This window comes from Neobacillus sp. GCM10027624 (assembly GCF_042675345.1).
Taxonomy (GTDB): domain Bacteria; phylum Bacillota; class Bacilli; order Bacillales; family Cytobacillaceae; genus Neobacillus; species Neobacillus cucumis_D.
In genome coordinates this window covers 445,595-460,079 of the sequence record NZ_JBHTHD010000002.1, presented here as the reverse complement: position 1 = coordinate 460,079, position 14,485 = coordinate 445,595, and the positions used below count along the sequence as shown (strand labels likewise).

The 14,485-nt window shown below is 34.8% G+C and carries 17 protein-coding genes; 13 read left to right on the top strand and 4 right to left on the bottom strand.

The genetic code is table 11. The features are described from left to right. Nucleotides 1–7: 7 nt before the first annotated feature. The 3 genes from ACFQZ9_RS02195 to ACFQZ9_RS02185 all read left to right on the top strand — a co-directional run bounded on the left by ACFQZ9_RS02195 (nt 8) and on the right by ACFQZ9_RS02185 (nt 2,976). Nucleotides 8–1,186, top strand: a complete 1,179-nt coding sequence (locus ACFQZ9_RS02195; protein WP_498942123.1) for a carboxylate--amine ligase — start codon at nt 8–10, stop codon at nt 1,184–1,186. Nucleotides 1,187–1,217: 31 nt separating this feature from the next. After that, nucleotides 1,218–2,288: an aminoglycoside phosphotransferase family protein gene (locus ACFQZ9_RS02190; protein WP_498942122.1), complete on the top strand. Its 1,071-nt coding sequence runs from the start codon at nt 1,218–1,220 to the stop codon at nt 2,286–2,288. A 118-nt stretch (nt 2,289–2,406) separates the two neighbouring features. Continuing rightward, entirely contained in the window at nt 2,407–2,976 is a 570-nt protein-coding gene (locus ACFQZ9_RS02185; RefSeq protein ID WP_498942121.1) for a kinase, read from the top strand. Nucleotides 2,977–3,228: 252 nt separating this feature from the next. Here ACFQZ9_RS02185 and ACFQZ9_RS02180 read toward each other — a convergent pair whose 3' ends face one another. After that, nucleotides 3,229–4,245 (bottom strand): DUF3231 family protein, encoded by a 1,017-nt coding sequence (locus tag ACFQZ9_RS02180; RefSeq protein ID WP_498942120.1) that lies wholly within the window; start codon nt 4,243–4,245, stop codon nt 3,229–3,231. A gap of 169 nt (nt 4,246–4,414) precedes the next feature. On the opposite strand from ACFQZ9_RS02180, the gene ACFQZ9_RS02175 reads away from it, so the two are divergent. Together ACFQZ9_RS02175 and ACFQZ9_RS02170 are read left to right on the top strand one after the other, a co-directional pair. Then, entirely contained in the window at nt 4,415–4,858 is a 444-nt protein-coding gene (locus ACFQZ9_RS02175) for a GNAT family N-acetyltransferase (protein WP_498942119.1), read from the top strand. A gap of 131 nt (nt 4,859–4,989) precedes the next feature. Then, nucleotides 4,990–5,418, top strand: coding sequence for a hypothetical protein (locus tag ACFQZ9_RS02170; RefSeq protein WP_498942118.1), 429 nt, complete (start codon nt 4,990–4,992; stop codon nt 5,416–5,418). 208 nt (nt 5,419–5,626) lie between these two features. On the opposite strand, the gene ACFQZ9_RS02165 is transcribed toward ACFQZ9_RS02170, so the two are convergent. From ACFQZ9_RS02165 to ACFQZ9_RS02155, 3 genes are read right to left on the bottom strand one after another with little or no spacing between them, the layout of a single operon-like run. After that, nucleotides 5,627–6,154, bottom strand: coding sequence for a permease (locus ACFQZ9_RS02165; RefSeq protein ID WP_498942117.1), 528 nt, complete (start codon nt 6,152–6,154; stop codon nt 5,627–5,629). After that, entirely contained in the window at nt 6,151–6,633 is a 483-nt protein-coding gene (locus ACFQZ9_RS02160; RefSeq protein WP_498942116.1) for a hypothetical protein, read from the bottom strand. Before ACFQZ9_RS02160 ends, ACFQZ9_RS02165 begins: the two co-directional genes overlap by 4 nt. Continuing rightward, nucleotides 6,626–6,967, bottom strand: a complete 342-nt coding sequence (locus ACFQZ9_RS02155) for a PadR family transcriptional regulator (protein ID WP_498942115.1) — start codon at nt 6,965–6,967, stop codon at nt 6,626–6,628. Before ACFQZ9_RS02155 ends, ACFQZ9_RS02160 begins: the two co-directional genes overlap by 8 nt. Nucleotides 6,968–7,468: 501 nt before the next feature. Here ACFQZ9_RS02155 and ACFQZ9_RS02150 point away from each other — a divergent pair. From ACFQZ9_RS02150 to ACFQZ9_RS02115, 8 genes are all read left to right on the top strand, one after another. Further along, nucleotides 7,469–7,819 carry a VOC family protein gene (locus ACFQZ9_RS02150; protein WP_498942114.1) on the top strand — a complete coding sequence of 117 codons (351 nt, stop codon included), beginning with the start codon at nt 7,469–7,471 and terminating at the stop codon, nt 7,817–7,819. A gap of 379 nt (nt 7,820–8,198) precedes the next feature. Further along, on the top strand, nt 8,199–8,465 hold the full coding sequence (locus tag ACFQZ9_RS02145) for a hypothetical protein (protein WP_498942113.1): 267 nt from the start codon (nt 8,199–8,201) through the stop codon (nt 8,463–8,465). A 615-nt stretch (nt 8,466–9,080) separates the two neighbouring features. Next, nucleotides 9,081–10,061 carry a DnaD domain protein gene (locus tag ACFQZ9_RS02140; RefSeq protein WP_498942112.1) on the top strand — a complete coding sequence of 327 codons (981 nt, stop codon included), beginning with the start codon at nt 9,081–9,083 and terminating at the stop codon, nt 10,059–10,061. Nucleotides 10,062–10,066: 5 nt separating this feature from the next. After that, nucleotides 10,067–11,311 carry a replicative DNA helicase gene (locus tag ACFQZ9_RS02135; RefSeq protein ID WP_498942111.1) on the top strand — a complete coding sequence of 415 codons (1,245 nt, stop codon included), beginning with the start codon at nt 10,067–10,069 and terminating at the stop codon, nt 11,309–11,311. A 32-nt stretch (nt 11,312–11,343) separates the two neighbouring features. Next, a complete protein-coding gene (locus ACFQZ9_RS02130; protein WP_498942110.1) occupies nt 11,344–11,802 on the top strand; it encodes a hypothetical protein in 459 nt (152 codons plus the stop codon). 441 nt (nt 11,803–12,243) lie between these two features. Further along, on the top strand, nt 12,244–12,807 hold the full coding sequence (locus ACFQZ9_RS02125; RefSeq protein ID WP_498942109.1) for a GNAT family N-acetyltransferase: 564 nt from the start codon (nt 12,244–12,246) through the stop codon (nt 12,805–12,807). A 202-nt stretch (nt 12,808–13,009) separates the two neighbouring features. Then, nucleotides 13,010–13,372 (top strand): hypothetical protein, encoded by a 363-nt coding sequence (locus ACFQZ9_RS02120; RefSeq protein WP_498942108.1) that lies wholly within the window; start codon nt 13,010–13,012, stop codon nt 13,370–13,372. A gap of 49 nt (nt 13,373–13,421) precedes the next feature. Continuing rightward, on the top strand, nt 13,422–13,736 hold the full coding sequence (locus ACFQZ9_RS02115) for a hypothetical protein (protein ID WP_498942107.1): 315 nt from the start codon (nt 13,422–13,424) through the stop codon (nt 13,734–13,736). Nucleotides 13,737–14,485: the final 749 nt, after the last annotated feature.

The following is a 14,485-nucleotide window of genomic DNA, read 5'->3' as shown; positions in this document are numbered from 1 at the left end:
AGAATCCATGCGAAATGACATTCCTGCTGTTGTATTAGATTTGAGTGCAACGGGTATTGGTATCGTTCGGAGCCTTGCAAAACAAGGAATTCGGGTTTATGCGTATGATACGGAGGGAAAATATAAAATTGGTAAAACTCGATATGCCAGCTGTGGTATATGTCCAAGTCCTGTTTCGGAGGAAGATGATCTGCTAAAATTTTTAGCGAATTTGTCACGAAATCTGGGCAAAAAAGCGCTCTTGTATGCTGGATCCGACGATTTTGTCTATTTTATTTCTAAAAATAGATACGTCTTAGCACAAAACTATAAATTTCTGCTGCCAGAACATTCACTAGTTGAAGCAGTCCTAGATAAACGATTAACATATGAACTAGCCGTCCAATCAAACCTTCCCTGTCCTAAAACCTTCTCTATACAGGATGAAAAGCAACTTAAGCAAATCATCGACCAAATTACTTTCCCTTGTATATTAAAGCCCGTTCATTCTTCCCACTTTCGTTCAAAAATTGATAACCGATTATATAAAAAAGCGATAGTTGTCGAACATGCCTCCCAATTATGGGAGGAGTATCATTTTTACCGTTCCTTTGGAGAGTTAATGATTCAGGAAATCATTCCTGGAGAGGACGATAGCATCTATTCTATTAAAACGTTTTTTGATGATCAGATGAACTTAATTGGATTATGGATGAATCAAAAATTACACCAATTTCCTCCACACTATGGATCCTCCGCTCTTGTTCTAAGTAAACGAAACGAAGAAGTCATTCAGACAGCTATACCTTTTCTCCAAAAAATACAGTTTAAAGGTTTAGCGATTGCGGAATTTAAAAGAGATCACAGAGATGGCCAATTAAAATTTATCGAAATTAATCCAAGAATTGGTCTAACCCAAGCATTATCGAGTTCTGTAGGTGTTAATTTGGCCCACTTGTACTATTTATCGCTTACCGGCCAAAACCCTTCTCCTGTTTTAAAACAAAAAGAAGGGATTAAGTGGGTTTATTTCGTCCGTGACTTTTTATCCTTCCGTCAAGAAAAAAGAAGTGGGAAGATAACATTTTTTGAATGGATGCAAAGTCTGTCCGGAAAAAAGGTAGAGGCTCTTTTTTCCTTATATGACCCTCTTCCTTTTATTCGTAGTTTTATTTCTCATATTCGAAACCTATGGGGAAGACGATAAAATTCTAATCGTTATAGGGGGAATCTTTCCATTGAACAAATTAGAAGAAATTGTTAGCCATTGGCAACATTTAAATTGGGATAAAAAATTATCAAAAGCATTTGGTGAATCTGTCCATTTAATAGGGGATCAAATTGAAGTCCTAAAAAATTCACGGGAGAAGACAAGTATTTGGAAGCTAGTCATGACAGATGGATCAGAGTACTTTCCAATTGTTCTAAAAATTTTCAAAGTGCCGTTAAAAGAAAATCAAATGCTAGAGATTAATATGTATGCGAGGGCTTATTCTGTTTACCATGAATATATGCCGAAATTGTATTGGCTTGAACCAAATGAAGATACGCAAGAAATTTGGATGGTTACAGAATATGTAAAACCGCTAAGGGGACAAATAAAACTTGTTCCACAACATTTGGAACGAATTATTCCAACTATCGCAAAATTTCATGCCCAATCCTTTGGAAATCGATTTTCACAGCATGCATACCTTTTTGATACCTCTCTGCCCCAATTTGATTCACCAGAGGTAAGAAAAAAGGGAATGGAATATATGGAGAAAACAAGACAGTACCTAGATGAAGCAATGAAAGACCCCAATTTAAAAGAATTGGTGGAACCTAAATATAAAGCTATCCGAAAAATCCTGAAAAAGGGTCCTTTATTCTTCCCGGAATTAATCGAAGCTGGACAGTGTCTTATTCATGGTGATCTCCATGTCCATAATATTTGCTGCAAAAATGCGAGTGATGACGGAGAATGGGATATTCAATTAATAGATTGGGAGTCAGTAAAATACGGGTCATGTTGGTATGATCTAGTGATTCTTGTTGAATTATTAATTGATTTTCGCTGGGATTGGCAAAAGAATGAAGAACAAATCCGAACTCGATGCGTCCATTTATATGCTGAGGAAATGAAAAAGTATGGAATCACCTTTAAGGAAGATCCATTAAACCTGTTAAAAAAGGCTTATTTGCAAAGAACGTTAGAAAAAAAACTGGCAAAACATTTGCAAAGAGCACTAAACGGACAAAAGAGTGCGCTTTTAAAAAGATATCTTGAGAAAGTAGTGGTTTGGGGAGAAGAACTAGGATTAATTTAATTGCCTAAATAGTACTTTAAAGGAGTTTCAATGAAAACGTGTGGATTCGTCATAATGGTAATTGAAGATGCTGGATGTAAGGATAGGTGAAGATACTTGTAACTGGAGAGGATAAAATTTGAATAATTTTAAGGATATTGTGTCTAGAAATAACGGGTGGGTTTCTATTGAGGATTTAGTCGGATATAAAAAAATCGGGAAGGGGAGTGACGGGTCTATTTTTCAAATATCACCTGAGAAATGTATCAAAATCTTTGAGAAGGAAGAAACATTTCGAAATGAATTATTAGCCTATCAGGCAGGAAAATCGTCTTCCGTTATTCCGACGCTCTATGAGTATGGTAGAAACTATATTGTGATAGAGTTTATTAACGGACCATCTCTCAGACATTATCTAAAAAATGAAAAAGAGCTATCTGAATCAACCGCCCAAAAACTTTTATTTATGCTGGATGAATTCAAGAGAATTGGTTTTACTAGACTTGACACCCAGATTCGTCATATTTTCATCAATGAATTAGGGGAAATAAAAGTAATTGACCACAAAAGAGCATTTAGTAGGAAAACGAATGCCCCCGTAAGATTGCTAAAGGATTTAAGAAAGATTGGTTTTTTAGATGAATTTTTAGAGTATGTAGAAATTTTTAGTTGGTCTCTTTACAATGAATGGAAGTCCCTAGCTTACTGATTAGTTAGAAATCAAGACATTAAGCTATTATATAAAACTAGATGGAACAAAAAGAGATACCTTCCCGCTAACTTCAAAACTGCTTGAGACCTCCGTGCAAGGTCTGGTGTATTCGAGGGATCAGTCCCCTGGTGGAGTAAAACGTTACCTCACCGGGGGACTGACCCCAATTTTTAATTTTTCTTAACTTATTATCTCTATTTGGGAATATATAGTGATTCAACATATGTATTTTATTTTTCTTATCATACATTATTTCCTTTTGGTTTTAGCTAGTTCAATTTCATCAATGGATGCAGGGGGTTTTTCCATCCAACCATGTTCAATCATAATGTTCGCTCCATCTTCTGCAAATTGAACTGCTTCAAGAAATATCCGTAAAAATTTTGCACCCAAGTCACGTCTAGCAACCGTACCTACTGCTGTTCCATAATAGCCAAGTGACATTCCTGTAAGCATGGTTACTTGGAACATCATTAACTTTTCTGAAAATGGTGGAGTCGTAGATTTAAGAACTTCTGAATCATATGTAGGGGATTCAGATATATTTTCTTCTGCTAAAATATGTGCCATAATATCCACTACTTTATTAGCGATATTTGCTCCTCTAACCATATAATTTTGAACTTCTTTTGATCCAGCAACTTCAGCAAAGCCCAATAGTAACGCTTTACCAACAGCATTTCTTTGCATATTTTCATAAAAGTGCATGATTTCTAGAGTATTGATTGGGCGACGTTCTCCAAACCAACCAGTTAAATATCCTTGTTTCTCAATAAATTCAACTTTTTCTGGGATTGGGATATAAGCCGCCCTAGAATATAATCCTTTTTCTAATGAGACGTTTAAGGATTTAAAGTATAATTCCCTAGTGAGGTCTACGGCACTTGAAAAAAGTTCTAATACATCGGAGCGTACACAACCAGATAAAGCTGCACCATATGCAGTTAAGCCATGTCTTGACATATTGTGAACAAAATTCAAAAAGAAGGTATCAGAATATAATGCAGGTGCATTTATATTAACATCCTCACTTTCATTAAAAGCAACGGGAATGGGATGATTTTCTTTAACATAAATTTCTGTAATGTTTTGTAACATCTTTTCTGCTATTGAAATTGCCAAATTTATAACTGTTCGAATTTCTTCATCTTGAGTCTTTTCTCTAAAATACTTCAATACACACTTAGACATACTATTATTCATGTATCCAGTCCAAAGCTGAGCAATTTCAGCAGAAGTAAGACGAATATTATGTTCAGAATTCATAAGAAATTAACCTCCATGTATCATGTAGTTTTAAAGTGCCCTTTTTAAGGAAAATAATCTATTTTTCACATACGCTCAAAACAAATATCTTTTTAACGGGGCAGGTTAGTTGAAGAAAGAAGGTCAATCTGTTTAGATAATTACAAACTTGTAGATAGGAGAGTTTAAAGTGTCAGAAACAATAGTCCCAATAACAATTGATAAAATTGAACAGTGTATCGAACTCTATATTAACGTTTTTAATAGTGAGCCTTGGAATGAAAATTGGACATACCTAACTACTAAAGAAAGACTTACTGATTTACTACATACTCCTAAATTCCTTGGATTTTTATTATACGATAATGGCAATTTAATTGGATTTATAGCAGGAAATAGTAAAAAAGCGTATACAGGATTAACTTTTTATTTGGCTGAACTCTGTATAAATAATAAAATCCAAGGCAAAGGTTATGGTTCAAAACTGCTTCTTTGTTTAGAAGATGAATTAAAGAAAAGAGGGATTCAAAGTCTTTATTTATTGACCGCATATGGAGGGCTTGCGGAATCGTTTTATCTAAAAAATGACTATGAAATAAATAAGAATAGAATTGTTATGAAGAAGAATTTATAATGATTCCTTCTTCAACAAACGGGGGCATTTCTTAAAGATGGAGAAATGCCCTTTTTCAGCTAACGGAGTTTAGTTAAAAAATGTAATAATCCTCCTAGAAAAAACTATTTTTAATATGGGAGGGTTGTACTATGAAAAAATTCCCTTTTTTTATTTTAATCGTCTTAATTTTATTAGGTTGCACAGGTGCAATTGATAAAAAATCTAGCCAATCTGAAAATTTGATAAAGAAGCTACAAGAGGAAGGGCATACATTTATTAAAATGGGAGTTGAAAAAGACATTATTTTCTCAGTATATCCCACTTACTACAAAGTTGATGGTAAACCATTAGCTATTTATGAATTTCCAAATGAAATAGAAGCTAAAAAGGAATCAAAAACAATATCTGAAGATGGTGAAATTATCGGAGGTCACATATTGGAGTGGACAGATTTTCCTCATTTTTACCAAAAACAGAAAATCATTGTTAGTTATATTGGGTCAGATACAAAATTTGAAAAAGATTTAGAAAAGATTCTTGGAAAATCAATTACAAACAGTCCTATTATAAACAATTAATCTTCTACTAACAGGTGCGATTGTTAAAGATGTCGGCTGTCAAATTGGCAGCCGTTTTTGGTTAGGGCGGCTAGTAGAAGAAGGGAATTAATAAGAGGATGCAGTGCAAACTGTATCCTCTAATCTTTTGCTGTACTCAGTATAGTCCGTTGAGGTTCAGTTACAAAGTAATCTGGGATGGAGTGGTTAAAGGTTTAACGATCTAAATCTAAACGTCTTTAGTTATATCATAATTTAACAATTGTCGATGCTTATAAAATTTCTCAAAAATAATACCCATTGAATAGAAAAATAACAAACCAAAACAAATGTGAATGAGTGTAAATTTAACTCCAAATGAAGCAAATTCATATACAATAACCGGTAATTTTGCAGTTGTCCAAACTCCTAAAAAAAATACAATATAGCGTATGCTTGCTCCTTTTTTTAATAATAATGCCGCAATTGGAAAAGCTACGTAGAGGGGACCAGCTGCAATTACTCCTAATAATAGAGAGAACAAAATGCCATTGATGCCGGATTTTTCTCCCATATATCTTATTAATGTTTCTTTCTCCACCCATTTGTCAAGCAAACCTACGAAAATTAAGACAGGAGGGAGTAGAAACAGCATATCTAAAATGCTTTTTCCTGTTAATTGAAATGCGTTCCATCCCACCGACTGGTTTATAAAGGTAAGGATAATAAGCCCAAATAATAAAATGAAAAAGAAACGATACCTTTTTAATTCACTCATCCCATCACCACCCAAATAATATATGAAAATATTAGAGACATTACCACTGCAGATAAGTTGCGAGAATAGGCAAAACTTCGCCCAAATATCTTTTGTTCCATAGGTAAAGTTGTGATACCTACGGACATTAATGTAGACATTAATACAGCTACTTGAGGGAGTCCTGCACCATTTTGGACTAATGTGTGTCCAAGAGGAAATACAACAAAGCTTGGAACTAGTGCAATAGAACCAATTAATGCTGAATAAACAATACCTGTCAATCCGGATTTTTCTCCAATGATTGAAGAAATTAAGGATGGAGTTAATATAGATAGTGATAGTCCAACTAAAAGCATAATTGATAACATGTCAGGTATAATATGACGAAAGCTTTTCCATGACTTTAATAGGGCATCTCTTGTTTTATTTCGATCTTTTATAAAAGAAATACTGAGAAGAATGATCGTCATAGCGTAAAGGATAGCACCATTAATCATGATTAGACTCATTCCATTCTTTGTATTTATTTAAGAAAAATGATAAGTTCTTCATTTTTTCTTCTATATCTATTTGAAAATCTTCTAATTTTCTTTTTCCAACTGTAGTAATTTTGTACATTTTTATCAGCTTATCTTGATTAGATGTGTCCAAATAAGACTCAACAGCACCTTCTTTCTCTAATGTTTTTAATGTGCGATAAAGAATGGCACTATCGATTGGGTTGATGGGAAGCTCTTCTTCACATTTCTGCAGGAGTTGCCCTCCATAGCTATCTCCCTCTGTTAAAAACAGCAGAAGAAATGCACCTGTATGTCTCCCTGTATGTTTCATGAAATATATAACCTCCTAATTTAAATGTAAAATTTTTTTGGAAATACTTTACTGTTAATAACAGTATACTGTTAACAACAGTAATATGTCACTGACAGTATGTCCTTTATAAAAATTTTTTGTTCAATTTTTCAGTCAGCTTTCAAATGGTTAGTTGGATGGTAGCCTAAGAATGGAATCATAGTTGCATCTCGTGTGATGGTGGAACAAGTGGGGATATTGTTTAAGAGGAATCCATAGTTATCACCTATGTCTCCCTTATAATTTAGAATGACAGAAACAGATTGATGGTTTAAGAATTTTGGCTTTTACTTATTTAATAAGAAATTAGAATGTGAAGGATTGCACTTAAACTAACGGGTGCTTGAGTAAAATAATAGGGATGGCTGCGTAGATCCTTTTCTTGTTGTGCTATCGGTGTAGTTTTAGTCATCAAGAAGGGAATATATATCTTGTACCGAATTAATCATATATATTTGAAATTCATTTTGGAGGTAGTTAATGAGCCCTATATTAAATCAAATCGGTACAGTTTTTATTCCTGTAAGTAATATTGAAGAAGCACGTAATTGGTATTGTGACATATTAGGGTTACCAGCAGATGGTGAGATTTTATATGGTCATTTGTATATTGTTCCTATGAAAGGTACAGGAATTGTATTAGATAGCAAGATTTACTCAGAGGATAATATTTTTAATACTCCATCTTTTCATTTGAATACTAACAATATAGAACTAGCATATGAGTATATGAGAGGTAAGAATGTCGAATTAACAACAGAAATTGAACATAACCATTGGTTTAATTTCAAAGACCCTGATGGGAACCATTTGATGATCTGTAAGTGCTAACCTTGTTTCACTAACGGGTGGAGTAATGATAGGAGCTATTAAATCTAAAGGATATAAGGTTTTGCCACCTACATTATAAATGGATTTAAATAATTTGATCAAAATAAGGTAACTAGCATGGTCTGAAAAATCCATAAAATAATGTATCCAGCTGCCATGATGGCAGCTGGATTTATAGTAACTGATTAAACGCAAGTAAACGATTGAATTTGTCTTAGGCTAATACCGAAATTAACCCATCTATGTCCGGTCCAGCGATACCCTGAAACAGAGTTTCGACCAATAAATGTTGGATAGAACCAAAATTGCTCACGACCTCTTAGCCATACATAGGTGTATCTGTGTAAACAACTGACCATACTGCCTGGGTCTACTGCATATGCTCCTGCTTGGTGCATCTGTTGAGGAACAACAGATGGCGGTGGCGAAGTTGGTGGTCCTTCATCTGGGGCGTGATGACCAGGCGATGGTCCGGCTCCTGGGGCATGATGACCAGGTGGCGGAGCAGCAGGCGGTGGCTGAAAGCCGCCAAATTGTCTTGGATCAAGGGTCGAATAGTAATCTGCTTGAATTGGAGTGGCAGATTGATAAGCATCTTGACTATTTGGAATGTTATAGTACAGATGTATATGATTTGGATACATAAAATGCACTCCCTTACAATTTATTTTCACATCATTCTATTCATTGGTTATTCACCTATTAACTTGTTCAACAAAAATGTGTGTTTACCTATAATCATTGGTCCGTTTTTTGTTTGAAATTTCCTGTCAATAAAATACAATATAAAAACCCTTAAAAATTAGTTGTCCTATTTGGCAGCTAATTTTTTTTACAGAAAATTAGAAATTAAAATGGAATTTTCTACTACTCAAAATGAATCCAAGTTTATTTCAGATTGAACCAAATCAGAGGTCAACCTGAACCAATTAAAACTTTCAGATTGACATGATGGAAGAAACAAGTCTGAACCAAGCAATACCAGAGATTACTACAGAGATTATCCAAAGACAACAACACAGATCGTTCCAGTTGTTTTCCCAATCAAAAAGATTTTTAAAACCCCCTTAAAAACCAAAATCCTTCCTCATTCATTTGTTCACCTAATTGCCATATTTATAAAAATTTTATTATTTTCCCCTGTCCCTTTTTGTCATTTTTCATTATATAGCTAGTGAAAGATGAATGAACCAATCGATGAAACAAGAACGGAAGCAAATTGTTTTATCGTTTGGCCAATCGAAAAGGGAGGAAAAAAGAGATGAGTAATTTATTAGTGTACGAAAATCCAATGATCGTGATCCCATCATTAGCGAATAGGATTGGTTTAAATGAAGCAATCGTCCTGCAGCAGGTACATTACTGGGTGAATAAAAGCAACCATATCATTGAGGAGCGTAAATGGATTTACAATACCTATAACGATTGGCAGGAACAATTTTCATTTTGGTCACTCAGTACGATCAAACGGGTATTTCGCTCGCTAGCGGATCAAGGATTATTGCTTTCAGGGAACTGGAATAAAAGCAAAATGGATCAAACCAAGTGGTACACCATTGATTATGAACGGTTAGAAGCACTGGAATTAGCGCCAAATATCCAAAAGAAGGAAGAAGAACTTAATGAAAGGAAACACGTCGAAGCAGAAATAGATTCTATACCTTCGGAGATAAACGAACGTGCTGTTAAAGAGAACCTGTATGAAGAAGATAGTTTTGATAGGGATTTAGATGAAAATGATACATACAAAACTGAATATAAAGAAATGGACGAAACGTTCCTGCATCGTCATTCGATACCTGGGCAAAAAGAAAAACAAACAGCTTTCGATCACAATCTAGAAAATAATCCAGACATAGAAAATCCCGTACAAAGGATTCAAAAATCAAAAGATGTGAAAGAAATTATTGAGTTTTGGGACGCTAATGGATTTGGTTTTTCGAACGTGAATGCAAAAGAGCAGTTGCTGTCGTGGTTAGATGATTCTAGCTTTTTACAGCCAAAAGAGATGATTTTAAAAGCAATGAATATTGCGTGTGCCAATAACAAGCGGAAGTTGAACTATATTGTGGCGATTCTGAAGAACTGGGAAAATGAATCTTTACTGACCGTAGAAGAAGTTGAAATGGATCAGGAGAAGCAAAAGCCAGCACCAAATCATAGGAAATCAACTGAATCATCTCCAACCGGAAGAGATATTCCAAGAGGATTTGAACTCGACCTGACGGCAGGTGAAGAGTGATGAGTATGGCAGAGAAGGTGTTTTTAGGAAGCTTGATGAAAGCGGAATACTTACTCAAAGATACGATGATTCAGCCTGAACAGCTTGAAAGAATACAGCATAAAGAATTAATGCGGAGAATGGTAGAGTTTAACCGTGCTGGCAAGAATATTGATTTAATTTCCTTGACCACGTTACCTGACCTGGATTCTGTAGGTGGAATGTCTTACCTTTCGGAGCTGTTATCGTATGCGGATATAGAGAAATTTGACCGTACGGAGAAGCTCATACTTGATCAGTGGAAGGAACGGGAAAAGAGAAACATCTTAACGGTTGCAGTCACGAACGATTGGGAAATTTCGAAAGTAATCGCAGAATTGGATAAGATTAACCAAATGAAATTGGACGACCACACGTCCTTACAACAAGCGATGTCAAACATTTATGAGGCACCCTGGGAAGATCAACCAACGTTGAAAACCGTCACAACGGGCATCAAAAAGCTGGACGATGTAACGGGAGGCTTTCAGGACGGGGAAGTGACGATCCTAGCGGCAAGACCATCGATGGGAAAAACCGATGTGATGCTTCATTTTGCAAAAATGTCGGGATGGGCTGGATATTTGCCTCTTGTATTTTCCTTAGAAATGCCCGAAAGGCTGATCACAACCCGATTAATTGCTTCAACCGGAGGCTTTAACCGTGCAAAAATGCGTGATCCGAAAAGAATGCTCAATCAAAGCCAAAAGAATAAATGGTCGGATGTCATTGGAGACCTTACTGAAACCCATATGCAAATTTTTGATGGGGCTGGACAAACCATTGCCGAAATAAGAGCAAAAACACGAAAAATGATGCATCAATTTCCCTACAAGAAACCGATTCTATTTATCGATTATCTAACGCTTATCCATTCTGGTCAATTTTTTGGCGGGAATTCCCACTTACAAGTGACGGAAATATCTAAATCTCTTAAAGCGATGGCGAAGGATTTTAATTGCCCCGTCATTTGTTTGGCGCAGTTAAATCGATCGGTGGAAGCAAGAGCCAATAAGCGGCCGATGATGTCTGATATTCGGGAATCAGGCAGTGTCGAACAAGATGCCGATGTGATTCTGTTCTTGTATCGCGAAGCCTATTATGACAAGGAATCTGAGGATCATTCCCTTGAAATCATTGTCTCAAAAAATCGAAATGGTCCAGTTGGAACCATTCCAGCGAATTACAACGAGCATACTGGAAAGATTGAGGAGCAAAGGGAATCCAATTGAAAATAAAAAATCTTATACCGAGGTGTTACCGGATGATTGTGGAAGAATTGTACCAGGATTGTTTCCGTTATAATGAATCCTCTTTGGCCCATTGCATCTACTATTTACTAGAAGAGCAGAAAATTTCATTAAAAGATGACATTTCAAGAATCGACCTCAATCAAATAGATCATCAGAAGATAGCGGAATTGATTCAACATAATTACTTAGGAATTCATAAAATGGGCATCTACTCATTGAAGATGAGACAGAAGGATTTTGTCTTTATCTTTGCTAGAAGCGGACAAGAAGCAATCGATTTCTATACCAAAACCTTTCATCAAACCCCATTGAATTGTCACGAATATTCGCTAGATTTCCAGCTTGCTAGAGGCAAGGAGGTGATTTCGTTTCGGGACATGAAGAAGGATAATGAGAGTTTTCCTGCTATTCGGGGTATTTTAAAGGGAAAGGTGAAAATGAAAGAGGTGGAACACCTCATATATAGGTAAGAAATATAAAATTGTAATAATAGTAAAAACCATGAATGAGGAGTAATTTAAAATGATGGATTTATTTTGATGAAGAAACTTTCTATTAGGACAATGAATAAAATGATTAGAGAAAAGGGGGAATTTGGCTTTATACATTTTAAAAATGATAAGAAAATCAAGACTATGAAAGTGCTAGTTGCATTGTTCTACTTTCAAGTTGGTCTAAAAATATTTCTATGTTAATCGGTCGAAAAAAGGCAGACCCAAACACTTTGCTGTGATTTGTGGGTCTTTTAATGGGAAATTCAACATTCGGGCCCTTTAATTGAATAAGCAGGATTGATTTTTGGATTTAACACACACTCCAAAGTTGATATTGATGAAAAGAAGTATCTATAATAATTAGATAAAGGTAACTGGTATGGGATTTCGGAATAGTGCTATATAAGGAGTGGAAATATGAACTTACAATATGAAGTTATTTCGGAAGAAAAAATAGAATGTTGTCGAGATTTGTGCAATGAACTCATGGCCTTTCAAAAGTCAAAAGCTAAAATTAAACCAGAGTTGTTTAACAGCATGAATTTTGACACACGAATGGTACCATCTATTAAAAGCGCATTACATAATTATATTGTGGTAGTGAAAGATATGGATAAAAATGAAGAAGCAGTGGCTTATGTGTATTCAAATATCTCTCCTAAAGAAGTGTATTCAAATGATACTGCCACTTTTTTTGATCTTTCATCTGTTAAAGGAAAAAACGTTGGTTGCTTATCCCAATTTTACATTAAGGAAGGGTACAGACAGTACGGGATTGGATCTAAACTTTTCAACATGTCAATGAAGTGGTTAAACAAATTTGATGATATAGAAGATTATTTTATCTACGTCTCAAACGGTAATGAAAATGCCTTGGAATTCTATAAGCGTAAAGGGTTTTCGGTAAGCCATGACATATTAGAAGGTTTTATCACTGTTTTACGAAGCAATAAACAACTTCAAGATAAGAAAGCCGTTTAATTTAAGGCTTAAAAAAATGATTTTGTTCAATTCTTTTATTACAATTGGACTGCTTTAATACATTTATGGTTTTTATGGATTAAGTTTTTTCCATAGCCTGGAGGGGTTCAACCCTTACTTGTGTGAAAACATTAATCTACTTCTACTAATCATTTCATTTGTAATTTTAAATCTGTATAACTCAATTAAAGAGGTGGATAAGTTGTTAATAAGAAGAAATGACAAAGGATTGATTTATTTAGATGAGGGAACAATTTCTGCGATTTTTGATTGTGTGTATGGCATCAACGATAATCTTAGTCTTTCCACAATAAAGTTACTCAAGGAGAAGAGCTTTGAAGATTTTGTCAAATTACTCTTAATTTATCAAAACTTTAATTATTGGCACCGTTTTGAACAAGTGGCAGAACTATTTCCATTATTCGAAGAGACCGTCGGCCCCATGGAAAGAAACTCGGATGGAACAACTTTATGGCTAGCCATGGGCCTAGCAATTAAGGAAATATATGGGTTAAGAAGAGGAACTCTTAAAGAATTGCTTAATTGTATAAAGGTTCGTAAGTAAGCAGCTTATAGTTGATTATGACTATTATATTTAATAGGGGGTAGTAGAAATGGAGAGTTCAAGAATCATTCGATGGGAAGATGACGGTTGTGAAATGAATATTACTGTTGACTCAGCAGGCTTAGATGTGTTGGACGATAAGTCCACACTAATAGAAATTGTTGATTTTGCATTAACTAAAGGCTTTTCTAGGTTTGTTGGAACAGCAGGTAATTTTGAGGATGATCCAGATTACGTTTTTATTTTTGCGAAACCAAATTATTTTGACAATGACGATTGTTTAGTTAGAAATCCTGCTGCAAGTGAAAAGATTAATAGAATAATAATTGAAAAAAACGCCAAGGTCCGAGGTGAGAAAAAGTGAATTTGGTGATACCGTGTGTACCACCTCTAATATATTTTCAAAAACATTAATAAGATGGGAACAACACATTAATAGTTTTTTCTTGATATTGTTTCATCGGATATTGGATTTGCGTAAGTTCTTGGTACAAACCGTATCTAAGGCATAAGCCAAAATCTCACTGGGGGATTCAGGGGACGGTTCTTGTGGTTGGGGGAACCCCTAATTAAACCATGGGAACAATCTCTTTAAAGCAATAAGAACAGCTGCCACAATGTTAGCTAGTTCTACAACACTTGTACCCAATCGTTCAACAAGATGTTTTATTTTGGGCTGTTTTAATAAGAATGTTGTTTTAAAGGGATATTAAAAAAGCCAGATAATAAAGGAATATGGTGAAAATCCAATAATTAATTGATACAGCTTGTGCTATTCCTTTACAGCTTATTAAAGACTACCACAACAAAAATAACATTATAGCTCCCAAAAAAACGCCTTCATATTTATTTTTTCAAAATTCTAGCATATGCTAATATGATGGAGTTGGTTGAAGGAAACGTAAATAATCTCTTTGTCATAAATCAATGAAATAATATCATTATTTACATCATATAAAACTCCTTCTATTTTTATATGAAGCGTAAATACCACGCTTCTTTTTTTTATACTAGTATTAAAATTTAAGCGGAACGGTAAAGGAGGGATCTTTTCATTGGCTGATGTTGCAAATACAACAAAAATATTAGCTCATTGATTTCCGCCATTGAAAT